This window comes from Streptomyces sp. SID5643 (assembly GCF_009872555.1).
GTDB classification, from domain to species: Bacteria; Actinomycetota; Actinomycetes; order Streptomycetales; family Streptomycetaceae; genus Streptomyces; species Streptomyces iakyrus.
Genome location: NZ_WWIC01000260.1, coordinates 53,040 through 75,337, shown reverse-complemented (window position 1 = coordinate 75,337; position 22,298 = coordinate 53,040). Strand labels below are relative to the sequence as shown.

The following is a 22,298-nucleotide window of genomic DNA, read 5'->3' as shown; positions in this document are numbered from 1 at the left end:
CTCCTCAGGGCGAGTGCTCCGCCAGCCGGTCGAGAAACGCCGCCTGGGCCTTGACGATCACCGCGCGGGCCCGGTCGAGCCCGAACCACGCCACCCGGTCCAGCTCGGGGAACTCCTGGAGCCGTCCGGAGCGCGGCGGCCACTCCATCCGGAACGTGCCGGGGACGACCGCCGCCGGGTCGAGATCCGCCCGGACCGCCCAGGCCGTCACGACCTTGCCGCCTGTCTGCCGGACCTCGCCGAGGTCGATGGCCTCGCCGTCGGGCGGGGGCAGCCCCAGTTCCTCCCGGAACTCGCGCCGGGCGGCTTCCCAGGCGGGCTCGTCCGGCTCGTACTCGCCCTTGATCACGGTCCACGCCCCGGCGTCGCGCCGGGCGAAGAAGGGGCCGCCCATGTGGCCGAGCAGCACTTCGAGGCCGTCGTCCGTGGCGTGGAAGAGCAGCAGACCCGCACTGCGCTTCACGGCTTCACTTCCGGATGGGCGGCCAGCAGCGTCTCCACCGTGTCGGCGTCCTCCGGGCGCTTGTCCTCCCGGTAGCGGACCACCCGGGCGAAGCGGAGCGTCACGCCGGCCGGGTAGCGGGTGGAGCGCTGCAGTCCGTCGTAGGCGATCTCGACGACGAGTTCCGGGCGGACGGTCACCACGTAGTCGGTGGTGTCGACCGCGAGCTGCTGGAGCCGTTCGGTCTGCCAGGTCAGCATCGCGTCGGTCATGCCCTTGAAGGTCTTGCCGAGCATGGCGAGGCCGCCGTCGGCGGTGCGGGCGCCCAGGTGGAGGTTGGAGAGCTTGCCGGTGCGGCGGCCGTGGCCCCACTCGGCGGCCAGCACGACCAGGTCGAGGGTGTGGACGGGCTTGACCTTCAGCCAGGAGGCGCCGCGCCGCCCCGCGCTGTAAGCGGCGTCGAGTGCCTTGGCGACGACGCCCTCGTGGCCGCGCTTCAGGGTCTCGGCGAGGAACTCCTCCGCCGCGGGCGTGTCGTCCGGCCCGGACACCAGCGTGCGCCGCACCCGCATCGGCTCGGGCACCAGGCGGGCCAGCTCGGCGTGCCGCTCGGTGAAGGGCAGGTCGAGCAGGTCGTGGCCGTCGACGGACAGCGCGTCGAAGAAGACGGGGGAGACCGGCACCGCGCGGGCGGCCGTCGCCACGTCCGTGCGGGAGCCGACCCGGCCGGCGGTCTCCTGGAACGAGCGGGGGCGCCCGCCCTCGTCGAAGGAGATCACCTCGCCGTCCAGGATGAACCGCTCGCCCCGCAACCGGAGTGCGGCGGCCGTCACTTCGGGCAGCCGGTCGGTGATGTCGTCGAGGGTGCGGGTGTAGAGCCGCACGGTGTCGCCGTCGCGGTGCACCTGGACGCGGATGCCGTCCAGCTTCTCCTCCACCGCGCAGCCGCCCAGTTTGTCGACCGCCTCGGCCACCGAGGAGGCGCTGTGCGCCAGCATCGGCAGCACCGGGCGGCCCACGGTGAGACGGAAGCGGTCGAGGGAGCCGGGGCCGTCCGCGAGCAGCGCCTCGGCCACCGTCTGGAGGGAACCGGCGAGCATCACGGCCCGCCGTACGTCCGCGGCGGGCGCCCCGGTCGCCTGGGCCAGTCCCTCGACCGCCACCGCGTCCAGGGCGCCCTGCCGGACCTCGCCGGTGAGCAGGCCCAGCAGAAAGCGCTGCTCGGTCTCGGTGGCCGCGCCCATCAACTCCGCGACCAGCCGGGTCCGTTCCGCCTGGGAGCCGGGGCCGGACACCGTGGCGAGCTCCGCGAGCCGGGCGTCCACGTCCCGCACGGTCAGACTCGGCTCGGCGGCCGGTTCGACCGACCGGCTCAGCACCTTCCAGCCGACCCCGATCCGGCCCTGCGGCAGCCGTCCCGCGAGGTACGGGATGACGATGGGCACGTCCTCCGCCTCGGCGTCCCGGAACAGCTCCGCGAGCAGGGCCGTCTTGCGGGACCGCGCCGAGGTGGCGGCGACCTCCTGGGAGACTCGGGCCAGCCGGTGCAGCAGCATGCAGCCATGGTGCACCTCGGAGGGGGCCTCTACACCTGGGCGACCGGGTCCGGATGCTGCGGCGTGGCTTGTCCGGGCGTGCGGCACCGGTCCCCCGCCCCGCTGCAAGGGCGCGGCAGCAAACCGATTGACGCGCGCGGCGCGCGCGGGTTCTCCTGCTGCGATGTCCGAACTCCGCATCCGCGTGCCTGACGACGACAGCGCGCTCAGGGACTGGCAGCACGTCCACAACACGGTCATCCCGACGCACCATCTCTCGATGGACGACGCGCGCGACCGCGCGGAGCGCCATCACCTGGAGGTCGCCCACCTCGGGGACGTGCTCGTCGGCAGCAGCACCGTACGCCCGCCGGCGGACGGCACCGCGACGGCCACGGTGATCGCCCGCGTGCTCGCTCCTCACCGCGGACGGGGATTCGGCGGGGAGCTCTACGCGCGCGGGCTGGACCGCGCGCGGAAGGCGGGTGCCGAGGTCATCGAGACGGTGGTCCTCTCCTCCAACGAGGACGGGCTGCGGTTCGCCCGAGCGCACGGCTTCGTCGAGATCGAGCGGTACTTGCTGCCGGGCGAGACCGTTCCCTGGGTCGATCTGCGCCTCTTCTGACCCCGGCCGTGGCCCGTTGAGCGGCGGGTGATCACGCGGGGCTCTGCCGCCGCACTGCCGCGTCGAGGTCCGTCATCAGCAGGTCCCCGACGATCGCGGACGCCGCCCGGTACCCGCCGCTCGCCGCGTGCACGACCTGCTCGGAGAAGCCGATGGCGTTGCCCGCGGCCCACACACCGGGCACGGTCGTCAGGCCGGTCGCGTCGACCACCGGATACGCGCCGAACGGCGTCTCGTGCAGCTCGGCCCCGAGCCGCTCCAGCAGTCCGGTCTGCGGTACGGCCCGCGGGGCGGTGAACAGCACCGAGCGGGGGTGCGTCGTACCTTCCGTGAGCCTGACGCCGGTGAGCCGGTCGTCCTCGGTCACCAGCTCAGCGACTTCCCCGGGCACCACGTCCACCCCGGCCGCGGCGAGCCGGCGCAGATCCTCGTCGGAGAGCTCCTTCTCGGCGACGGTGTGCAGGAAGAACCGCACGTCCTTCGACCACTGGGACACGATCAGCGCCTGGTGCACGCTCGCCGGGCTCGTGGCCAGCACCCCGAACGGCTGGTCGCGCACCTCCCAGCCGTGGCAGAAGGGGCAGTGCAGCACGTCCCGGCCGAAGCGCTCGGCGACCCCGGGCACCGCGGGCAGCTCGTCCTTCAGCCCGGTCGCGACGACGAGCCGCCGGGCCCGAACGCTCCGGCCGCCGGCCGACACCACGGTGAAGTCCTCGCCCTTCTCCACCTCCACCACCCGGTCCCGGACGAGCTCCACGCCGTAGCGTGCGATCTCCTCCCGGCCGGCGGCCAGGAACTCGGCGGGCGGCATGCCGTCCCGGGACAGGTAGCCCTGCATGTGCGCGGCGGGCGCGTTGCGCGGCTCACCCGCGTCGATCACCAGCGTGCGGTGCCGCGCCCGCCCCAGCACCAGCGCGGCGGACAGGCCCGCCGCGCCCCCGCCGATGACGACCACTGCGTACTTCTCGGTCATGTGACCACCTCCGCTGCCGAGCGTCGCCCCTGCCTGCGGGATTGACAAACAACCTTGCCGAAACTGCAATACGGCCATGACGACGGACGAGGTACTCGCGGGCGTGGGCCCCCGGCTGCGGCAGATGCGCAAGGACCGGGAGGTGACCCTGGCGGCGCTCTCCGAGACGACCGGCATCTCTGTCAGCACCCTCTCGCGGCTGGAGTCCGGTCTGCGTAAACCCAGTCTGGAACTGCTGCTGCCGATCGCGCGCGCCCACCAGGTGGCGCTGGACGAGCTGGTCGGCGCCCCGCCGGCCGGTGATCCGCGCGTGCGGTCCAAGCCGATCGTGATGGGCGGCCGCACCCACTGGCCGCTCACCCGCCAGCCCGGCGGCCTCCAGGCCTACAAGGTCCTCGAACCGAAGCGCAGACAAGAGCCGGACCCCCGGACGCACGAGGGCTACGAGTGGCTGTACGTGCTGTCCGGGAAGCTGCGTCTGGTGCTGGGCGAGCACGACGTGGTGCTCACGGCGGGGGAGGCCGCCGAGTTCGACACCCGGGTACCGCACTGGTTCGGGTCGACGGGGGAGGGGCCGGTGGAGTTCCTGAGCCTGTTCGGGCCGCAGGGCGAGCGGATGCACGTGCGGGCGCGGCCGAAGGGCGCGTGACACGAACGGCGCGTCACGCGAAGGGCGCGTCACGCCAAGGATGCGTGACGGGTGCGTGACACACGGGGCTCGCTCCGGGCGGGATTTGCCGGCACCTGTTCCCTTATGGGCAAGCGACCGCTTAGTATGCGAACCGACCCCGGTCAGACACAGCAGTCCCCCGTGGAGGCCCCGCATGCAGGCATGGCAAGTGCACGAGAACGGCGAGCCGGGCGAGGTGATGCGGCTCCAGGACGTCGAGCCGCCCACCCCCGGTGACGGCCAGGTCCTGCTGAAGGTGCGCGCGGCCAACATCAACTTCCCGGACGCCCTGCTCTGCCGCGGCCAGTACCAGGTCAGGCCGCCGCTGCCGTTCACCCCGGGCGTGGAGATCTGCGGCGAGACCGAGGACGGCCGCCGGGTGATCGCCAACCCGGCTCTGCCCCACGGCGGCTTCGCCGAATACGCCGTCGCGGACGCCGCCGCGCTGCTGCCCGCGCCGGACGCCCTGGACGACGCCGAGGCCGCGGCCCTGCACATCGGCTACCAGACCGGTTGGTTCGGTCTGCACCGCCGAGCCGGTCTGGAGGCCGGCGAGACCCTGCTCGTCCACGCTGCCGCTGGAGGGGTCGGCAGCGCGGCCGTGCAGCTGGGGAAGGCCGCCGACGCCACCGTGATCGGTGTCGTCGGCGGCCCCGGGAAGGCGGCCGTCGCCCGCGAACTGGGCTGCGACGTCGTGATCGACCGGCGCTCCGAGGATGTCGTCGCCGCCGTCAAGGAGGCCACCGGCGGCCGGGGCGCCGACGTGATCTACGACCCGGTCGGCGGCGAGGCCTATGCCCAGTCCGCCAAGGCCGTCGCCTTCGAGGGGCGCATCGTGGTCGTCGGCTTCGCCAGCGGCACGATCCCCAGCCCGGGCCTGAACCACGCGCTGGTGAAGAACTACTCGATCCTCGGCCTGCACTGGGGCCTGTACAACACCAAGAACCCCAAGCTGGTCCAGCACTGCCACGAGCAGCTCACCGATCTGGCCGCCCGGGGCGCGATCAAGCCGCTGGTGAGCGAGCGCGTGCCGCTCGGCGGCGCCGCCGGGGCGGTGCAGAAGGTCGCGGACGGTCTGACCACCGGCAGGATCGCGGTCGTCATGGAGGAGGCAGCATGACCGGCGCCGAGGAACTGCGCAGCCGTACCCGGGAGTTGCTGGCCGCCCATCCGCCGGCCTCCACCGGCCGCCTGGACTTCCTGCGGGCCCGCTTCGACGCCGGACTCGCCTGGGTGCACTACCCGGAGGGCCTCGGCGGACTCGGCGCTCCCCGCTCCCTCCAGGCCGTCGTGGACGCCGAGTTGGAGGCCGCCGGGGCGCCCGACAACGACCCGCGGCGCATCGGCATCGGCCTGGGCATGGCCGCGCCGACGATCCTCCAGTTCGGCACCGAGGAGCAGAAGCGGCGGTTCCTCAGGCCGCTGTGGACGGGTGAGGAGGTCTGGTGCCAGCTGTTCAGCGAGCCGGGTGCCGGCTCCGACCTCGCCGCCCTGGGCACCCGGGCCGTGCGCGAGGGCGAGGACTGGGTCGTCAACGGGCAGAAGGTGTGGACGTCCAGCGCCCATGTGGCCCGCTGGGCGATTCTCATCGCCCGCACCGACCCGGACGTGCCCAAGCACCGGGGCATCACGTACTTCGTGTGCGACATGACCGACCCGGGCGTGGAGGTGCGCCCGTTGCGGCAGGTCACCGGCGAGGCCGAGTTCAACGAGGTGTTCCTCACCGGTGTCCGCATCCCCGACACGCGCCGCCTCGGCGCGATCGGTGACGGCTGGAAGGTCGCCCAGACCACGCTCAACAACGAGCGCGTGGCCATCGGCGGCATGCGGCTGCCCCGCGAGGGCGGCATGATCGGCCCGGTCTCGAAGACCTGGCGCGAGCGGCCCGAACTGCGCACCCACGACCTGCACCAGCGGCTGCTGAAGCTGTGGGTGGAGTCCGAGGTCTCCCGCCTCACCGCCGAGCGGCTGCGCCAGCAGCTCGTCGCGGGCCAGCCCGGCCCCGAGGGCGCCGGCATGAAACTGGCCTTCGCCCGCCTCAACCAGGAGATCAGCGGCCTGGAGGTGGAACTCCTCGGCGAGGAGGGCCTGTTGTACGACGACTGGACCATGCGGCGCCCGGAGCTGGTCGACTTCACCGGCCGCGAAGCGGGCTACCGCTACCTGCGCTCCAAGGGCAACAGCATCGAGGGCGGGACCAGCGAGGTCCTGCTGAACATCGTCGCCGAGCGCGTCCTGGGCCTGCCCCCCGAGCCGCGCACCGACAAGGACGTCGCCTGGAAGGACCTCGCCCGATGAGCGACCTGTTGTACTCGGAAGAGGAAGAGGCGCTGCGCGCCGCCGTCCGCGACCTGCTCACCGACCACTGCGACGCCCCCGGCGTCATCGCCCGCACCGAGTCCGGCACCCCGCACCACCTGGCCCTGTGGAAGGCGCTCACCGACGGCATGGGCCTCGCCGGCCTGCTCGTCCCAGAGGAGCTCGACGGCCAGGGCGCCACGCACCGTGAAGCCGCCGTCGTGCTGGAGGAACTGGGACGCGCGGTCGCGCCCGTGCCGTACCTGACGAGCGCGGTCGTCGCCACCGAGGCCCTGCTGGCCTGCGGCACCGACGACCTCCTGCGCGACCTCGCGACCGGCACGACGATCGGCGCCCTCGCGGTGGCCCTCAACGTCGCACCGGGCGCCGCATACCGGGTCGTCCAACATGAGGACGGGCTGCTGCACGGCGAACTGACCGGCATCGCCGACGCGGCCGTCGCCGACGTACTGCTCGTGCCCGCCGACGACGGCGGTCTGTACGCCGTCGACGCCACCACCGCGACCGTCACATCCCAGACCTCCCTCGACCTGACCCGGCCGCTCGCGACCGTCACCCTCGACGGGGTGCAGGGCCGGCTGCTGGGTGACGCCGAACCCGCCGTGCGCCGAGCACTGCGGGCCGGAGCCGGACTGCTCGCCTCCGAGCAGTTCGGGCTCGCCGAGTGGACGCTGACGGAGACCGTCCGCTACCTGAAGGAACGCAAACAGTTCAACCGGCCCGTCGGCGGCTTCCAGGCGATCAAGCACCGGCTGGCCCAGCTGTGGCTGGAAGTCGTCAACACCCGTGCGGCCGCCCGCAACGCCGCCGACGCCCTGGCGAGCGGCCACGACGTGGACATGGCCGTCACCGTCGCCCAGGCCTACGCGGCACCCGTGGCCGTGCACGCCGCCGAGGAAGCCCTGCAACTGCACGGCGGCATCGGCATGACGTGGGAACACCCCGTGCATCTCTACCTCAAGCGCGCCAAGGCCGACTCGATCGCCTACGGCACGCCGGGCGCCCACCGGGAGGCACTGGCCGCACTGGCCGACCTCCAGGCCCCCTGACGTCCAACGGCCGGCGCCGCCGCACGGCTGGATTCCCACAAAGGCCCGCCCCACCAGGGGCGGGCCTTTCCCCGTGCCCGGCCCGGCGAAGTGAACGCGTGGCGGCGGTCCGGCCAACTCCGTTCCCACGGCTGCTCCTTGAGCTGCCGGGACCCCATACTCGCAGGGTCCCCGTACGGCATCCCCAGGGAGGCAGAGCATGGCCCTCACCACCCGTCGCACGGCCCTCACCACCCTCGGCGCGGCCCTCGCGGGCTCGACCGTCCTCCCCGCCGCCCCCGCGGCGGCAGGCGAACGCACGCACCGGCCCCGGCCGTTGTGGCGCGCCCACGCCCACAACGACTACGAGCACCCGCGTCCCCTGCTCGACGCCCTCGACCACCGCTTCGGCAGCGTCGAGGCGGACATCCACCTCGTGGGCGACCAGCTCCTCGTCGCCCACGACCCGGGCGATCTCGACCCCTCCCGCACCCTGGAGTCCCTCTACCTCGACCCGCTCGCCGCCCGCGTCCGGGCCAACCGCGGCACGGTGTACCGGGGGCACCGCGGCTCACTGCAGTTGCTCATCGACATCAAGACCGAGGGCTCCTCGACGTACCGCGAACTCGACCGTCACCTCAGGCGCCATCGGCACCTGTTCACGTCGTACGCCCACGGCCGCGTCCGCCGTGGTCCGCTCACCGCCGTGATCTCCGGCGACCGCGCGGCCCGCGCGCCCATGGAGGCCCAGACCGTCCGGCGCGCCTTCTACGACGGCCGCCTCACCGACCTCGGCAGCCCGGCACCGGCCTCCTTCATGCCGCTGATCAGTGACAACTGGACGCTCAACTTCACCTGGCGGGGAATCGGCGCCTTTCCGGACGCCGAGCGGCAGAAGCTGCGAGGCATCGTCAGGTCCGCTCACCGGCGGGGGCAGAGGGTGCGGTTCTGGGCGACCCCGGACCTGGCCGGACCCACCCGCGACGCACTCTGGGGCGAACTGCTCGCCGCCGGCGTCGACCACCTCAACACCGACGACCTCGCCGGACTGGAGGCGTTCCTCGACGCCCGGCGGGAGGTCTAGGGGCGGCAGCAGGACACCACACGTTCGGCGGACAGCTCAGCCGACCGGACGAACCCTCCGCTACGCCACACTTACGGCCGAACGCCGTGAACCGGACATGGCGGCGTGGCGGAGGAGTTGACGATGGCCATTTCCATCTCTGTGGTGTTGCTGCTCGCGATCCTTGCGGTGATCTTCCTGCGCAACGGCGGGCTGAAGATCTCCCACGCGCTGGTCTGCCTGCTGCTCGGCTTCTCACTGGCCAGCACCAGCGTCGCCCCCACCATCCACAGCGGTCTCACCGCGACGGCCGAGATCGTCAGCGGCCTGCGGCCCTGAACCTCACCCCGAGAACACGCCGATACCGTTCGGGACGGGGCGTTCGGCGCCGCCGCTGGGATGGTTGCGCACGGAGACCGTGCTCGCGCCGGGACTGCGCGCAACCAGGGTCGACGACCCGCCGCCGTCCAGGCTGAAGGCGTCCTCCGCGCCCAGCTTCCGCAGGGTGCCGGCGACCTCGGCGATCGTCAGGCCGCTGCGGTAGGCGGCGGCGCCGTCCAGCGCGAGCAGCAGCAGGCGCCGCCCGCCGTCGGCGATTCCCACGGCGGTACGGACGGCCGACGTCGTGTCGTCCAGCCCCGGCAGCGGCTGACCGCCGGAAAGCACCGGGTAGCCGCCGACGGCGAGCCGGTAGGCCGCGCCCTCCCCGGCCGCCACGAGGCCGTGCTCGACCTCGACCGATTCACCGGTGGAGAACGTGCGCAGCTGCTGGGCGCCCGCCTCCCGGCCGACCAGCACGGTGGTCCCCGCGGCGATGGGACCGCTGCCCGGGGTGTCGGCGGCCGAGACGACCCGGCCGTCACGGACCGTCACCTCATAGGTGTCCGTGCTGCACGGAGCGGCCCGGTCGGTGTCCGTGCCGCACGTGGCGCGCACCCGGGAGACGCTGCCCCACTCGGTGGTGAACGCCCCGACCGAACCCACCGGCAGCGCGTACTGGTTGAGCCCGCCCAGAGGCAGCTGCGCCTCGGCCGTACTCACCGACCCCTTCAGCGTCAGCCGGTCCAGTCGAGCCCGCCCGTCGGTGCCGACGCCGAACACGTCCTCGGTGGTCGTCCCGGGCGGCAGCGCCGGTCCGAACCGCTGGCCGTTCGGCACGGCCGCCTTCAGGGTCCGCCCGTCCGCGATCGCCGGACCCACACTCGCGCCGGTCGCTTCCACACCCGGGTGCTGCGTCTCGGTGATGTTGAAGAAGTCACCGTTGACACCGGCCACCGCGCCCTGGCTGTCCGCCATCGCCGAGACCCGCCCCCGAGCGGCCACCGCCCCCGGGTACAGCAGGTCGACCCGTACCTGTGGGTGGTCCAGGTCGACCCTCAGGACGTGTGCGTGCGTCACCCCCTTGGCGGCCGTGATGTCGAACTCCTCGTACGTCACGCCCGGTGCGACCCGCACGCCCTTCTGGACGGCGCCGGCCGGGGCCGCCCCCGCCAGAGCCGCACCGGTCAGCGCGCCGAACGCCGTGAGCAACGCCAGTACCGCTCTGCCAGCACCCCGTCGCCTGCGACGACCTGCCATCGTGCCCCCTGATGCCTCGTCAACTGTCGGGACCCTCCGGGGCAGTGCACCAGACCACGGGGGCCGGCAGGGTGGCTGAGCACCTCCTACGCGGGAACGGCTGAAAAATCGCACCCCTCTGGGTGCTTCAGCTGTCGCCCGTTCCGGTGACGTACGGCGTGTAGTGCGCGGGCGTGTGGTCGATCGGCAGCCCGGGCCGCCAGGCGGTGAGGGCCTGCGCGCTGCACACGAACAGCTGCTCCGGCAGCCGGTCCAGGGCGAACCAGCGCCAGCGGCCCACGCTCTCCCCGGGCTGGTCCGACGGCTCCCCGCGCCAGCCGGTGACCAGGGCGGGCACGGTCACACGGACGACACCGCCCGCGTCGTCCAGGAGCGTCCCGAGCAGCCGGACGTCCTCGGGCCGTGCCGCGAGGCCCGTCTCCTCGCCGAGCTCCCGCACGACCGTCTCCTGCAACGACTCGCCGGGCTCCACCGTCCCGCCCGGCAGCTCCCACGTCCCGCGCCGGTGCCGGCCCAGAAGCAGCCCGCGCGGACCGTACAGGACGGCACCCACCCCGATCGCCGCGTGCGCCGGCGGCGCCTTGCCGACGCGCGGCCGGGAGGAGACCCGGACGGGCCGGGTCACCCGGAAGAGCCGGTAGGAGGCCCGGTTGCCCTCCTCCGGCGTGTCGAGGACGTCGATCCCCTCCACGCGGAGCCCGTACTCGGTGAGCAGCGCCGTCCAGAGCTCCGGCGTGAGCACCCACATCAGGACGGTGACCTCTCCGCCGCCCGCCAGCCGCAGCACCTCGGGCCGGGCGGCGACCCGGCCCGACGGTCCGTCACCCCGGCTGTTGCTGTGCAGCACCGTGAAACAGAGCCTGCCCCCCGGCCTCAGCGCCCCGGCGAGGGCGGGCAGCAGCCGGTGCGGATCGACGTACGGGACGCCATTGACGGAGTAGACGACGTCGTACGGCTCCGCCGCACGCAGATGCTCCACGGCGTCGCCGAGGACCAGCCGCAGCCCGGGCAGTCCGCCGTAGCGGGCCCGGGCCCGCTCGTACTGCCCGGCCGAGGCGTCGACGGCGTCCACCAGCGCGCCGTGGGCCCGGACCAGGTGGGCGGCGTGCCGGGCCGTACCGCACCCGAGGTCCAGCACCCGCCGGCCCGTCAGCTCCCCGAGCACCTCGCTCCCCGGCCCGCCGCCCTCGAACCCCCAGCCGATGTCCGCCACTTCGGGCAGGACCGTGCCCCGTAGCAGATGGTGTGTCCCGTACGCGTCCCAAGCCTCGGCGTTGACCGCCTCCGGTTCGTCCGCCAAGGTTCAGCCGCCCGCCACGGCATCACGCGGAAGCACCGTGACCCGGCGGAAGTTGCACCCGGCAGGCAGCCGCCCGGCGTCATCGGCGGGGGGCGTGTGGTGGGCCTTGAGGGCGATGCTCACCAGGCTCAGCAGCAGGTCGATGTCCGCCTCGCAGTCGAGGTGGATCGTCACCCAGCCCGATCCGGGCAGCAGGTGGATCGCGCTCGAACCGGCGAGGTCGGAATGAATGCGCAGGATGGCCCGGCGAGTGAGGTGGAGGTCCACGTCACGTGAGGAGTGGAAGTGAACGATCTCGTCACGGACGGAACGGAGCGCCTTTCCGGTACCGCAACTCGCCGGGCCCGCCATGAGGTCGGGCCAGGCCTGCAGGCGCTCCATGGCGCGCTGGGCCAGAGTCATGCCCCCATCGTCGCCTGCTTACCGGTCCGCAACCAGGGGTTGAGCGATTCGTAACCGGGACGTGAGGTGGACCGTAGGGCCTCCGACCTGGTTCTCAGGCGGATTTGACGAGTCTGAGGTAGCGCTTCCAGTCCCAGTGCCGGCCCGGGTCGGTGTGGTCGCTGCCCGGTACCTCGTGATGGCCGATGATGTGTGCCCGGTTCCTCGGGATGTCGTACCTCTCGCAGATCGCCGCGGTGAGCCGGGCCGACCGCTCGTACATGACGTCGGTGAAGTAGCCGGGCCGGTCCACCCAGCCTTCGTGCTCGATGCCGATGCTGCGGGTGTTGTAGTCCCAGTTCCCCGCGTGCCAGGCGATGTCGGCATCGCGCACGCACTGCGCGACATGCCCGTCGGAGGAGCGCACCACGTAGTGGGCGGACACCTTCGTCCTGGGGTTCCGGAAGACGGACAGGGTGCCGGAGTAGGTCGTCTGCGCCACGTGGATGACCACGTAGTGCAGTGGGTGGGCGCGCGGGCGGTTCGACGGCGTGTAGTTCCGGCGGCTCGCGGGGTGCCACGCCGCTCCGGGGTGGTCGACGGCCCGGGGCCGGGCATCGGCCCGGGTGCCGGAGAGCAGGACAGCGGGGACGGCGGTGAGGGCGGCGCCGGCGAGGATGCCTCGTCGGCTGGGGAAGAGGGTGGTCGGTCCGGCGGTCCGGTCCGTGTTTCGCTCCATGGCTGTGTGCCTTCCGGGCTCGGCGGGAGAGTGTCTCTTGCTCAACTGCGTGGAGCGACGGCCATTGCGGCCGTGGCCCGCGTGATCAAGTTACGGCGCGTGCCGGCCGGTCAGGAGAATGCGGTGGACGGGGCCGCGACTGTGGACAACTTCCTCACCCGGGCGGGTGATTGGGGCGGGCGGACGGGGACGGAGGACGGGGTGGGGGCTGAGCCGGACCCAAGCCGGTGACTGCGGGCGACGGCCTGTTTCAGGCCTTCCCGGCGACGGCCGCCGGATCGTCCAGCACGGCCCGGACCACCGAGTGCGCGGCCCCCAGCAGCGGGCCCTCAGGCCCCAGCCCGGACACGGACACGGGGCAGGCCGGACCTGCCGTACGCCGCGCCAGCTCGTCCCGCAGCGAGGGCAGCAACCAGGGCGCGAGTCCCGACAGTTCCCCGCCCAGGACCACGCTCTCCGGGTCGAGCAGGTTGACCGCCCCGGTCAGGGCCACGCCGAGCGCCGTCCCCGCGTCGCGCAGGGCACGGCGTACGTTCTCGTCGCCCTCCGCGGCGCGCCTGGCGAGCTGCCCGACGCGGTCCTCGTCGGGTTCCAGGTCGGCGGCGCGCAGCACGGCCTCCTCACCCGCGTACTGCTCCAGGCAGCCCCGGCCACCGCAGGGGCACTCCGGCCCGTCCGGCCGCACCGGCACGTGACCCAACTCGCCCGCGAAACCGCGGGTTCCGCGCAGCAGGCCGCCGTCCACCACGACCGCCGCACCGATACCGATCTCCGCCGAGACGTGCAGGAAGTCGCGGGGCGTGTCCTCACCCAGCCAGAGTTCGGCGAGGGCGCCGAAGTTGGCCTCGTTGTCCACCGTCAGCGGCAGGCCTGCCGGCAGCAGTGTGCCGAGGTCCGTCTCGTGCCAGCCGAGGTTCGGGGCGCGCACGACGGTCCGGGCGTCGCGCGCCACCAGGCCCGGCACGGCCACGGCGAGTCCGGCCGGCCACAGGCCCTCGCCCTCCGCCTCGGCGACGACCTGCCGGATCAGCTCGGTGAGTTCCGCGAGCACGGGCTCAGGGGGGCGGTCGCGGTTCGCCCCCTGCCGTATCGCCCGCGCCCGGGTCGCGCCGCGCAGGTCGACGACGCAGACCGCGAGATGGTCGACGCCGACCTCCGCGCCGACGCCCGCCGGGCCACGGCCGCTGACGGCGAGCGCGAACCCGGGCCGGCCCACCCGGCCGGGCCGCTCCGGCCCCAGCTCTTCGAGGAGCCCCGAGCGGATGAGCTCGTCGACGAGCGTCGAGACCGCCGCCCGGGTCAGACCGATCCGTGAGGCGACGGCGGCCCGGGACAGCGGCCCCTCGGCGCGGAGAGCGTGCAGGACGCGGGCGAGGTTGCGACGGCGCATGCCCTGCTGGGTGTCGGGCAGCGCGCGTCCCGGTCCGGAGGGACGGGCCTCGTGCAGCGGTGCGGTCATGCCTGACGCCAGTCCTCAGTGGGTGTCCGTGGGCCGCTCCAGCAGCGGAGCCGCGTCGGAGAGTACCCCGGCGATCCTGGCCAGCGTCTCCTCGTCCCGCTCGACGGCGTCGAGCACCGGCCCGGCCGCCGTGTCCCAGCGTCGTGCGACCGCTGCCGGGTCCTCTCCGGTGAGCAGCCCGGCCGCCTGCGCCGCAGCGCCCAGCGCGACCAGCTCCCTGGCCTCGGGCACCTGCACGGGACGCCCCGACAGCCGCCGCACGGTCTGCTGCCAGGCGGTGCCCCGGGCGCCGCCGCCGATCAGCAGCAGGGGTTCCGAACGGTCCGCGTCCTCGTCGAGGACCAGGTCGAGCGCGCCGAGCAGGGAGTGCACGGCACCGTCGTAGGCGGCCTGGAGCAACTGGCCGGCCGTCGTGTCGTGGCGCAGGCCGTGCAGCAGGCCGGAGGCGTTGGGCAGGTTCGGGGTGCGTTCGCCGTCCAGGTAGGGCAGGAGCGTCACGGCCGTGCCGGGCTCCACGGCCTCGCGGTCCAGGCCCAGCAGCGCCGCGACACGGTCGACGGCGAGCGTGCAGTTCAGGGTGCAGGCCAGCGGAAGCCAGTCGCCGCGGGCGTCGGCGAAGCCCGCCACCGTGCCGCTCGGATCGGCGGGCCGGTGCCGCGACACGGCGTACACCGTGCCCGAGGTGCCGAGGCTCATCACCGGTACGCCCGGCCGCACTCCGAGGCCCAGCGCGGCGGCGGCGTTGTCACCCGTGCCGGGCGCGACCAGGGTGCCCCGGGAGAACGGCAGGCCGTGGCCGTCGCGCACCGTGCCCGCCACCTCGCCGGGCCGGACCACCCGCGGCAGCAGGGTGGGGTCGAGCCCCACGTGCCCGAGGATCTCCTCGTCGTACGCCTCCGTCCCGGAGGCCCACCAACCCGTCCCCGAGACGTCACCGCGGTCGGTCGTGCCCTGCCCGGTGAGCCGCTCGGTGAGGTAGTCGTGGGGGAGTCGCACCGCCTTCGTGGCACGCACCGCCTCCGGTTCGTGCTCGGCCAGCCACGCCCACTTCGTGACCGTGAACGAGGCCGCGGGCACGCTTCCGGTGCGGTCGGCCCAGAACTTCGCGCCGCCCAGCTCCTCGGTCAGCCGACGGGCCTGCGGCGCCGAGCGGACGTCGTTCCAGAGCAGGGCGGGCCGCACCGGCTCGCCCCGGCCGTCCAGGGTGACGAGGCCGTGCTGCTGCCCGCCGACCGAGACGGCGGCGGCCTCGTGCGCCGCGTCACCGCACTGCCGCAGGGCCTCGCACAACGCGTCCCACCACTGGCGCGGATCGGTCTCGCGCCCCGCGCCCGAGGAGACCGTGTGCGGCGCCTGGCCGCTCGCGACCACCCGGCCGGTGGACGCGTCGACCACCAGCGCCTTGGTGGACTGGGTGGACGAGTCCACACCGACGACGAGCGGACCCTCGGCTGCTGACATCGGGCTTCTCCCTACTGCGCGCGGCACGTGTCTCCGTTCGGAGGCACCTTGTCTCTTCCCAGAGAGGTGCTCGCATACTAATTTGTAAATCGGCATGACGAAATAGCCTCAGCGAGCAAGGAGCCGCGGCATGAGCTTCCAGCCCACCCCCGAGGACAGGTTCACCTTCGGCCTGTGGACCGTCGGCTGGCAGGGACGGGATCCCTTCGGCGACGCCACGCGGCGTGCCCTCGACCCGGTCGAGACGGTGCAGCGGCTGGCCGAGCTGGGCGCCCACGGTGTGACCTTCCACGACGACGACCTGATCCCGTTCGGCTCGGGCGACACCGAGCGCGAGGCGCACATCAAGCGCTTCCGGCAGGCGCTGGACGCCACGGGCATGAAGGTCCCGATGGCCACCACCAACCTCTTCACGCACCCGGTCTTCAAGGACGGCGCGTTCACCGCCAACGACCGCGACGTGCGTCGCTACGCCCTGCGCAAGACCATCCGCAACATCGACCTCGCCGCCGAGCTCGGCGCCCAGGTGTACGTGGCCTGGGGCGGCCGTGAGGGGGCCGAGTCCGGCGCCGCCAAGGACGTCCGCGCGGCCCTGGACCGGATGAAGGAGGCCTTCGATCTGCTCGGCGAGTACGTCACCTCCCAGGGCTACGACCTGCGCTTCGCCATCGAGCCCAAGCCCAACGAGCCGCGCGGCGACATTCTGCTGCCGACCGTCGGCCACGCCCTGGCGTTCATCGAGCGCCTGGAGCGGCCGGAGCTGTACGGCGTCAACCCCGAGGTCGGGCACGAGCAGATGGCCGGGCTGAACTTCCCGCACGGCATCGCGCAGGCGCTGTGGGCGGGCAAGCTCTTCCACATCGACCTCAACGGCCAGTCCGGCATCAAGTACGACCAGGACCTGCGCTTCGGCGCCGGCGACCTGCGTGCGGCGTTCTGGCTCGTCGACCTGCTGGAGTCGGCCGGCTACAGCGGCCCGCGCCACTTCGACTTCAAGCCGCCGCGCACCGAGGACCTCGACGGCGTCTGGGCCTCGGCGGCCGGCTGCATGCGCAACTACCTCATCCTCAAGGAGCGCGCCGCCGCCTTCCGTGCCGACCCGGAGGTCCAGGAAGCCCTGCGTGCGGCCCGTCTCGACGAGCTGGCCCAGTCCACCGCCGCGGACGGCCTCCAGGCACTGCTCGCCGACCGGTCGGCGTTCGAGGCGTTCGACGTGGAGGCGGCTGCCGCGCGCGGCATGGCCTTCGAGCACCTGGACCAGCTGGCGATGGACCATCTGCTGGGGGCGCGCGGCTGAGTCCACGCGCGCGTGCGGGCCCGGCTCCCGGCCGGGCCCGGCGTCCGGCCGGGGACGGACGCCGGGCCCGTCATGCCGCCGAATCACGCGACCCGCTCGTCAGGCCACGGAATCATGCGATCCACGCCATGAGTCCGTATCAGCTTCCGTGCGCCCCTCCCGGTCCGAGCGGTGCGCGGCGACTCTGTCGGTATGGCCCTGCCGCCCGTATCGCCGCATCCGCCCCGGCCTCCACGGCGCCGGAATCCGCTGCTGATCCTGCTCGCCGTGCTCGCGGCCGTGGCAGCCGTGTCCATCGTGGTGTTGATGGCCTCAGGCAGGGGCGACTCGCCGGACGCCGAACCGTCCGGTGAGAGCACGAGCCGCTCTTCGGAACCGTCCTTCCGGATCCCCACGAAGCTGCCGACCGGGCTGCCGAGCGGGCTGCCGAGCGGGCTGCCGTCGGGCCTCCCGACCCGGCTCCCGAGCGATCTGCCCACCGATCTGCCGAGCGGCTTCGCATCGCTCCTGCCGTCCCTGGAGGGGGGAGAGTTGGTGCCCTGACGCCTGCCCGCCGGAAGAGATGTCGCCGTCAGGCCGGCGCCGGGGCGACGAACACCACCATGTCCGTCTCCCCACCCGGCAGGGGTTCGGGCTCCTGCCATCCGGCCCGGCGGTAGAAGGCCAGCGCGTCCGGGGCACCGTTCCAGGTCATCAGCCAGGCCCGGCCGCCGGGTGCGCCGGAGCTGAGAGCGGACAGCAGCCGCCGCCCCAGGCCCGTACTGCGGGCCCGGGAGCGCACGCCCAGTTCGTCGATCTCGAAGCGGCCCACGAGGAGCTCGTTCACCCGCTCGGCGCCGAGCCGCCGGGCCACCTTTCCGTAGGCGCGATCGGTCCGGAAGGGTGCCTGGGTGGTCCAGCCCGTGGCGAAACCGTCCACCCGCCCGTCCTCCGACAGCGCCAGCACCGCCCGGAAACCCGGACGGCGCACGTCCGTCTCCAGCCGCTCACGGAACTCCGCCCGGGTCTTCTCGAAGTCCCGGGGCTGCCAGGGCGGTGCCGTGAAGACCTCGGCGTACGCCTCGGTGAGCTCGTCGGCGACGGTGAGGAGGTCCGGGCCGTACCACGTGAGCGTCACAGGGAGTTCCCTTCTGCGGGGGCGGGTTCCGCCGATGCCGGGCCCGTCACGGAGGCCAGTGCTGTCGCCGGATCCTGGGCGGGGCCTGCCGCGGGCAGCCAGCGGCCGCGCTCCTTGCGGTAGGGCCACCAGCGCCCGTCCCGGCCGAGGCGCAGCTGGACCGGCGTGCCGGCGACCGTCCACCGGTTGCCCCGCGGCTGAAGCTCCGGCCGTTCGGCGGCGTCCCAGGCCGACTCCAGGGCGGCACGTGCGCGTGCGAGCGTCTCACCCTCCACACGCCACTCCTCGTCGAGGACGGAGAGTGCGGCCGTCCCGCCGTGACGCCAGGCGCGCACGGCTGCCGCCAGCCCTTCCCGCCCGCGTCCCGACCCGGTGGCGAGCCGGTCGCTCATCTCCCGGTCGGGGTCACCCGCGGCCAGCCGCACGGCGTCCTGCGCCGCCGTCAACTCCGTGTGACCGGTGCCCCGGAGCGCCTCCCCGAGCAGGCGGTGCGCCGCTACGGCCGTCCGCGCGGCCAGGAACGCCAGTGCGGCCGGGTCGATGCCGGGGGCGGGGGCCGTCTCGGTGTCCAGGGACGGCGGAAGACCCGGTTCAGCAGGGAGCCCGGGCAGATCCGGCAGCGGCGGCAGGATGTCGCCGGCGGCGTACGCCTCGGCCGCGTCGACGCCCTCCGGCCCGGAGGAGCTCGTCGCACCGGCCCCGCTGCGCGCCTGCAGGTCCTCCAGCAGGGCGGTTTCGTCGCGTCCGCGCATCAGCAGCAGCACGAAGGGATCCTGGTCCAGCAGCCGTGCCACCTGGTAGCAGAGGGCTGCCGTGTGCCCGCAGTGGTCCCAGGCCTCGCAGTCGCACTCCGGCTCCAGGTCGCCCAGACCCGGCAGCAGTTCCACGCCCGCGTCGGCCGCGTCCTCGACCAGGTGCGGTGGCATCTCCCGGTCCAGCAGTGCCGCCACATGACCGGCCCGTTCCGCCGTCATGTCCAGGAAGTGGTCCCACTGCCCGGACGAGAGCTCCTCCAGCAGCACGTCGGCCCGGTGCGCCGAACCGTCGGGGTCCTGGACGACGGCTGTCAGCCGCCCCGGGCGCACCGACACCGCTCCGACAGCGCCCGCGCGGGCAAGCCGGCGGCCCGTCTTGAGCTGCTTGGAGTCCAGCGCCGTGCCCTCCAGGGCCTTCAGCCAGGCCTGGCCCCACCAGGTCTCGGCGAAGCCCCGCCCGTGCGCGGGCGGCAGCGCGGAGAAGGTGCGTTCCATGTCGCCATCGTGCCGATTCATCGCAGGCCCCCTCGCAGTTCGACCAGATCAGCCAGTTCCGCGTTCGTCAGTTCGGTGAGCGCCGCCTCGCCGGCGCCCAGGACCGCGTCCGCCAGCTCACGCTTGCGCAGCAGCAGTTCGGCGATGCGGTCCTCGATCGTTCCCTCCGCGACGATCCGGTGCACCTGCACGGGCCGGGTCTGGCCGATGCGGTACGCGCGGTCGGTCGCCTGCGCCTCGACGGCCGGGTTCCACCAGCGGTCGTAGTGCACGACATGCTCGGCCCGGGTGAGGTTCAGCCCGGTGCCCGCCGCCTTCAACGACAACAGGAACACCGGCACTTCGCCGTCCTGGAAGCGCCGCACCATGGCCTCGCGCTCGGCGACGGGCGTCCCCCCGTGCAGGAACTGGGAGGGCGTGCCGCGGGCGGCGAGGTGCCGTTCGAGGAGGCGGGCCATCTGCACGTACTGCGTGAACACCAGCACGCCCGCGCCCTCGGCGAGGATCGTGCCGAGCAGCTCGTCCAGCAGTTCCAGCTTCCCCGAGCGCCCGGGGATCACGGGCCGCTCCTCCTTGAGGTACTGCGCGGGGTGGTTGCAGATCTGCTTCAGACCGGTCAGCAGCTTCACGATCAGGCCCCGCCGGGCCATGCTGCCGGCGCCGGAGATCTCCGCCAGTGCCTCACGCACCACGGCTTCGTACAGCGCCGCCTGCTCCTGGGTGAGCGACACGGCGTGGTCGGTCTCCGTCTTCGGCGGCAGCTCGGGCGCGATCCCCGGGTCCGACTTGCGGCGGCGCAGCAGGAACGGCCGTACGAGCCGGGCCAGCCGGTCGGCCGCGGCCGGGTCCTGACCGCCCTCGACGGCCTCCGCGTACCTCCTGCGGAAGGTGCCGAGCCGGCCCAGCAGCCCCGGGGTCGTCCAGTCGAGGATCGCCCACAGCTCCGACAGGTTGTTCTCCACCGGCGTGCCGGTGAGCGCCACACGCGCGCGTGCGCCGATGGAACGCAGCTGTCGCGCGGTCGAGGAGTACGGATTCTTCACGTGCTGGGCCTCGTCCGCCACGAGCATGCCCCACGGCACCCCGGCGAGCCGGGGCGCGTCCAGGCGCATCGTGCCGTACGTGGTGAGCACGAACTCCCCGTTTGCCAGGTCGTCCAGACCGCGCCGCGCCCCGTGGAAGCGTCGTACGGGTGTGCCGGGCGCGAACCGTTCGATCTCCCGCTGCCAGTTGCCCATCAGGGACGTCGGGCAGACCACCAGGGTCGGTCCGGCGGAGGAGGCATCGGTCTGCCGGTGCAGGTGCAGGGCGATCAAGGTGATCGTCTTGCCGAGCCCCATGTCGTCGGCGAGACAGCAGCCGAGGCCCAGCGACGTCATGCCGGCGAGCCAGTTCAAGCCCCGCCGCTGGTAGTCCCGCAGGGTGGCGGCGAGGGCGGGCGGCTGCTCGACGGGCTGCTGCGCCTCCGGGTCCGCGAGCCGCTCCCGGAGGGCCGCCAGCCACCCGGTGGGCCGCACCTCGACCCGGCTGCCGTCCACCTCCGCCCAGCCCGTCAGGGCCGCGCCCAGGGCGTCCACCGGAGTCACCTTGCGGTCCTGCCGGGAGCGAGCCAGGCGCGCCTCCTGAGGGTCGATCAGGACCCACTGGTCGCGCAGCCGTACCACCGGGCGCTTCGCCTCGGCGAGGCGGTCCAGCTCCTCACGGACCAGCTGCCTGTCACCCAGGGCGAACGACCACGTGAAGGCGAGCAGTGCGTCGGCGGACAGGAACGACGGCATGTCGGCGACGGTCGCCCGGTGTTCCGGCTCCTCGTCGGAAGGTCCCACGTCCGCGCGTGTGCTGAGCTCACGGGAGAGCCCCTTCGGCCAGTGCACCTCGACGCCGGCCGCGCTCAGTGCGAGGGCACCCGCCCCGAGCAGCTCGGTGACCTCCTCGTCGGCCAGCTCGGCCGCGTCAGGCACGGTCGCCGACAGCAGGGGGGTGAGCGGGGCCCAGGCCCGGGCCGCCCGGCGCAGGGCGAGCAGTGCGTCCATCCGCGCCCGCGGACCGAAGGCCTCGCCCCCGGCGCCGGCCCAGACGTCCGCGGCGTCCGCAACGAGTGCCGGGTCGTTGACACTGTGCACCTGCAGCACGGCCCGGAACGTCACGTCCGAGCCGTCGTCCGCCGTGTCCGACAATCCGTTGGCCTCGATCCGCAGCGACAGCCGTACGCCTGCATCGTGGCCCGCAGCGACGTCGGCCGCCCAGGCGCGCTGCTCGGGCAGCCGCACCGGCTCCGGCGACGCGTAGGCGGGACCGCCCGTGATGAGCGTAGCGGCCGGGGAGCGGGGCAGTGTGTCGGCGACCGCGTCGAGGAAGGCGCGCAGCAGTTGCTCCGGGTCCGGCAGCCGCAGTGGCCCGTCACCCGCCAGAGGGGCGGCGTGGGCTTCGGGCGGCATCGCGGCGGCGAGGCGGCGCAGATCCTCGATGTCCTGGGCGCTCAGCGGCCCCGCGCGCCAGGCGTCGTGGTCGCCGGGGGACAGTCCCGGCAGCAGCAGTCCGCGCGCCACGAGGCGCAGGGCGTGCAAGGCCGCCGCTCCCCAGAAGACGGTGGAGCGGTGCCCCTGCCCGGCGGCACGCGCGCGCGTGAGGACGGGCAGGGCTGTGCGCACCGGCACCCGGACGGCGGGCACGCTCGCTTCCCCGACCCCGCCGTCATGCGGCGCGACGACGGTCAGGTCGGCGGCGGACGAGGAGGCCACCATCGGAGGGACGGCGCCGTCGGGCCGCCAGAAGGCGACACTCCCGGTGCGTGCGGGGTCGCCGGGCAGGAAGACGGAGTGGCAGAGGGCCAGTTCGGAGATGTCGGAGGAGGGTGCCGGGGGAGTCGGATACTCGGCTATGGCTGATTCCTCAAATTTGACTAGTGGGGGCGGAGTCGCCGAGAGTACAGCACTTCCATCGCGCATGGGTATGGCAGAGCTGTGAGCTGGGTCACCATGGAGGTCTCAGGGGTACGTCAGGGATGCACCTCAGGGATGTCTCAGGGGCGCGGTCCGGAACCGCCGCGAACGCGGGTCCG

The 22,298-nt window shown here is 73.5% G+C and carries 21 protein-coding genes; 9 read left to right on the top strand and 12 right to left on the bottom strand.

Annotated features, from left to right (window positions below; genetic code table 11):
• Window positions 1-4: 4 nt before the first annotated feature.
• On the bottom strand, window positions 5-463 hold the full coding sequence (locus GTY56_RS29060) for an NUDIX domain-containing protein (protein ID WP_161368279.1): 459 nt from the start codon (window positions 461-463) through the stop codon (window positions 5-7).
• Window positions 460-1,998: an ATP-dependent DNA ligase gene (locus GTY56_RS29055; RefSeq protein WP_161368278.1), complete on the bottom strand. Its 1,539-nt coding sequence runs from the start codon at window positions 1,996-1,998 to the stop codon at window positions 460-462. Before GTY56_RS29055 ends, GTY56_RS29060 begins: the two co-directional genes overlap by 4 nt.
• 163 nt (window positions 1,999-2,161) lie before the next feature.
• Between GTY56_RS29055 and GTY56_RS29050 the strand changes: the two genes are divergently transcribed.
• On the top strand, window positions 2,162-2,602 hold the full coding sequence (locus GTY56_RS29050; RefSeq protein ID WP_161368277.1) for a GNAT family N-acetyltransferase: 441 nt from the start codon (window positions 2,162-2,164) through the stop codon (window positions 2,600-2,602).
• A gap of 31 nt (window positions 2,603-2,633) precedes the next feature.
• Here the strand turns inward: GTY56_RS29050 and GTY56_RS29045 are convergent, their stop codons facing one another.
• The gene (locus tag GTY56_RS29045) at window positions 2,634-3,575 is read right to left on the bottom strand and encodes an NAD(P)/FAD-dependent oxidoreductase (RefSeq protein WP_161368276.1); all 942 of its coding nucleotides are present in this window, start codon (window positions 3,573-3,575) and stop codon (window positions 2,634-2,636) included.
• 76 nt (window positions 3,576-3,651) lie between these two features.
• On the opposite strand from GTY56_RS29045, the gene GTY56_RS29040 reads away from it, so the two are divergent.
• From GTY56_RS29040 to GTY56_RS29015, 6 genes are all read left to right on the top strand, one after another.
• Window positions 3,652-4,224, top strand: a complete 573-nt coding sequence (locus GTY56_RS29040) for a helix-turn-helix domain-containing protein (RefSeq protein ID WP_033307220.1) — start codon at window positions 3,652-3,654, stop codon at window positions 4,222-4,224.
• Between the two features lie 175 nt (window positions 4,225-4,399).
• Complete coding sequence (locus tag GTY56_RS29035) at window positions 4,400-5,365, top strand: NADPH:quinone oxidoreductase family protein (RefSeq protein ID WP_161368275.1); 966 nt, start codon at window positions 4,400-4,402, stop codon at window positions 5,363-5,365.
• Window positions 5,362-6,543 carry an acyl-CoA dehydrogenase family protein gene (locus GTY56_RS29030; protein ID WP_161368274.1) on the top strand — a complete coding sequence of 394 codons (1,182 nt, stop codon included), beginning with the start codon at window positions 5,362-5,364 and terminating at the stop codon, window positions 6,541-6,543. The genes GTY56_RS29035 and GTY56_RS29030 overlap by 4 nt, the downstream gene beginning before the upstream one ends.
• On the top strand, window positions 6,540-7,613 hold the full coding sequence (locus tag GTY56_RS29025) for an acyl-CoA dehydrogenase family protein (protein WP_161368273.1): 1,074 nt from the start codon (window positions 6,540-6,542) through the stop codon (window positions 7,611-7,613). The genes GTY56_RS29030 and GTY56_RS29025 overlap by 4 nt, the downstream gene beginning before the upstream one ends.
• A gap of 199 nt (window positions 7,614-7,812) precedes the next feature.
• Window positions 7,813-8,676, top strand: a complete 864-nt coding sequence (locus tag GTY56_RS29020; RefSeq protein ID WP_161368272.1) for a phosphatidylinositol-specific phospholipase C/glycerophosphodiester phosphodiesterase family protein — start codon at window positions 7,813-7,815, stop codon at window positions 8,674-8,676.
• 123 nt (window positions 8,677-8,799) lie between these two features.
• Entirely contained in the window at window positions 8,800-8,994 is a 195-nt protein-coding gene (locus GTY56_RS29015) for a hypothetical protein (RefSeq protein WP_033307215.1), read from the top strand.
• Between the two features lie 3 nt (window positions 8,995-8,997).
• Here the strand turns inward: GTY56_RS29015 and GTY56_RS29010 are convergent, their stop codons facing one another.
• The 6 genes from GTY56_RS29010 to xylB form a co-directional block, all read right to left on the bottom strand.
• Window positions 8,998-10,233: a phosphodiester glycosidase family protein gene (locus GTY56_RS29010; RefSeq protein ID WP_161368271.1), complete on the bottom strand. Its 1,236-nt coding sequence runs from the start codon at window positions 10,231-10,233 to the stop codon at window positions 8,998-9,000.
• A 127-nt stretch (window positions 10,234-10,360) separates the two neighbouring features.
• A complete protein-coding gene (locus tag GTY56_RS29005; RefSeq protein WP_161368270.1) occupies window positions 10,361-11,533 on the bottom strand; it encodes a bifunctional class I SAM-dependent methyltransferase/NUDIX hydrolase in 1,173 nt (390 codons plus the stop codon).
• 3 nt (window positions 11,534-11,536) lie between these two features.
• Window positions 11,537-11,935: a luciferase domain-containing protein gene (locus tag GTY56_RS29000; protein WP_161368269.1), complete on the bottom strand. Its 399-nt coding sequence runs from the start codon at window positions 11,933-11,935 to the stop codon at window positions 11,537-11,539.
• 94 nt (window positions 11,936-12,029) lie between these two features.
• The gene (locus GTY56_RS28995; RefSeq protein ID WP_161368268.1) at window positions 12,030-12,653 is read right to left on the bottom strand and encodes an N-acetylmuramoyl-L-alanine amidase; all 624 of its coding nucleotides are present in this window, start codon (window positions 12,651-12,653) and stop codon (window positions 12,030-12,032) included.
• Between the two features lie 250 nt (window positions 12,654-12,903).
• The gene (locus tag GTY56_RS28990) at window positions 12,904-14,112 is read right to left on the bottom strand and encodes an ROK family transcriptional regulator (protein ID WP_161368267.1); all 1,209 of its coding nucleotides are present in this window, start codon (window positions 14,110-14,112) and stop codon (window positions 12,904-12,906) included.
• 15 nt (window positions 14,113-14,127) lie between these two features.
• On the bottom strand, window positions 14,128-15,573 hold the full coding sequence (gene xylB, locus GTY56_RS28985; RefSeq protein WP_161368266.1) for a xylulokinase: 1,446 nt from the start codon (window positions 15,571-15,573) through the stop codon (window positions 14,128-14,130).
• A gap of 130 nt (window positions 15,574-15,703) precedes the next feature.
• Between xylB and xylA the strand changes: the two genes are divergently transcribed.
• Together xylA and GTY56_RS28975 are read left to right on the top strand one after the other, a co-directional pair.
• The gene (gene xylA / locus GTY56_RS28980) at window positions 15,704-16,870 is read left to right on the top strand and encodes a xylose isomerase (protein WP_161368265.1); all 1,167 of its coding nucleotides are present in this window, start codon (window positions 15,704-15,706) and stop codon (window positions 16,868-16,870) included.
• A 192-nt stretch (window positions 16,871-17,062) separates the two neighbouring features.
• Window positions 17,063-17,413: a hypothetical protein gene (locus GTY56_RS28975; protein WP_161368264.1), complete on the top strand. Its 351-nt coding sequence runs from the start codon at window positions 17,063-17,065 to the stop codon at window positions 17,411-17,413.
• 28 nt (window positions 17,414-17,441) lie between these two features.
• On the opposite strand, the gene GTY56_RS41220 is transcribed toward GTY56_RS28975, so the two are convergent.
• From GTY56_RS41220 to GTY56_RS28960, 3 genes are read right to left on the bottom strand one after another with little or no spacing between them, the layout of a single operon-like run.
• Complete coding sequence (locus tag GTY56_RS41220) at window positions 17,442-17,987, bottom strand: GNAT family N-acetyltransferase (RefSeq protein WP_161368263.1); 546 nt, start codon at window positions 17,985-17,987, stop codon at window positions 17,442-17,444.
• Window positions 17,984-19,258: an SWIM zinc finger family protein gene (locus tag GTY56_RS28965; protein ID WP_161368262.1), complete on the bottom strand. Its 1,275-nt coding sequence runs from the start codon at window positions 19,256-19,258 to the stop codon at window positions 17,984-17,986. The genes GTY56_RS41220 and GTY56_RS28965 overlap by 4 nt, the downstream gene beginning before the upstream one ends.
• Window positions 19,255-22,185, bottom strand: a complete 2,931-nt coding sequence (locus tag GTY56_RS28960; RefSeq protein WP_237525087.1) for an SCO1167/SCO6262 family helicase — start codon at window positions 22,183-22,185, stop codon at window positions 19,255-19,257. Before GTY56_RS28960 ends, GTY56_RS28965 begins: the two co-directional genes overlap by 4 nt.
• Window positions 22,186-22,298 lie beyond the last annotated feature (113 nt).

Bases quoted from the DNA above. Each gene is read 5' to 3' on its own strand.
- GTY56_RS29055 (WP_161368278.1), bottom strand. From the start codon at position 1,998: ATGCTGCTGCACCGGCTGGCCCGAGTCTCCCAGGAGGTCGCCGCCACC.
- GTY56_RS29050 (WP_161368277.1), top strand. From the start codon at position 2,162: ATGTCCGAACTCCGCATCCGCGTGCCTGACGACGACAGCGCGCTCAGG.
- GTY56_RS29045 (WP_161368276.1), bottom strand. From the start codon at position 3,575: ATGACCGAGAAGTACGCAGTGGTCGTCATCGGCGGGGGCGCGGCGGGC.
- GTY56_RS29040 (WP_033307220.1), top strand. From the start codon at position 3,652: ATGACGACGGACGAGGTACTCGCGGGCGTGGGCCCCCGGCTGCGGCAG.
- GTY56_RS29035 (WP_161368275.1), top strand. From the start codon at position 4,400: ATGCAGGCATGGCAAGTGCACGAGAACGGCGAGCCGGGCGAGGTGATG.
- GTY56_RS29030 (WP_161368274.1), top strand. From the start codon at position 5,362: ATGACCGGCGCCGAGGAACTGCGCAGCCGTACCCGGGAGTTGCTGGCC.
- GTY56_RS29025 (WP_161368273.1), top strand. From the start codon at position 6,540: ATGAGCGACCTGTTGTACTCGGAAGAGGAAGAGGCGCTGCGCGCCGCC.
- GTY56_RS29020 (WP_161368272.1), top strand. From the start codon at position 7,813: ATGGCCCTCACCACCCGTCGCACGGCCCTCACCACCCTCGGCGCGGCC.
- GTY56_RS29015 (WP_033307215.1), top strand. From the start codon at position 8,800: ATGGCCATTTCCATCTCTGTGGTGTTGCTGCTCGCGATCCTTGCGGTG.
- GTY56_RS29010 (WP_161368271.1), bottom strand. From the start codon at position 10,233: ATGGCAGGTCGTCGCAGGCGACGGGGTGCTGGCAGAGCGGTACTGGCG.
- GTY56_RS29000 (WP_161368269.1), bottom strand. From the start codon at position 11,935: ATGACTCTGGCCCAGCGCGCCATGGAGCGCCTGCAGGCCTGGCCCGAC.
- GTY56_RS28995 (WP_161368268.1), bottom strand. From the start codon at position 12,653: ATGGAGCGAAACACGGACCGGACCGCCGGACCGACCACCCTCTTCCCC.
- GTY56_RS28990 (WP_161368267.1), bottom strand. From the start codon at position 14,112: ATGACCGCACCGCTGCACGAGGCCCGTCCCTCCGGACCGGGACGCGCG.
- xylB (WP_161368266.1), bottom strand. From the start codon at position 15,573: ATGTCAGCAGCCGAGGGTCCGCTCGTCGTCGGTGTGGACTCGTCCACC.
- xylA (WP_161368265.1), top strand. From the start codon at position 15,704: ATGAGCTTCCAGCCCACCCCCGAGGACAGGTTCACCTTCGGCCTGTGG.
- GTY56_RS28975 (WP_161368264.1), top strand. From the start codon at position 17,063: ATGGCCCTGCCGCCCGTATCGCCGCATCCGCCCCGGCCTCCACGGCGC.
- GTY56_RS28965 (WP_161368262.1), bottom strand. From the start codon at position 19,258: ATGAATCGGCACGATGGCGACATGGAACGCACCTTCTCCGCGCTGCCG.
- GTY56_RS28960 (WP_237525087.1), bottom strand. From the start codon at position 22,185: ATGCGCGATGGAAGTGCTGTACTCTCGGCGACTCCGCCCCCACTAGTC.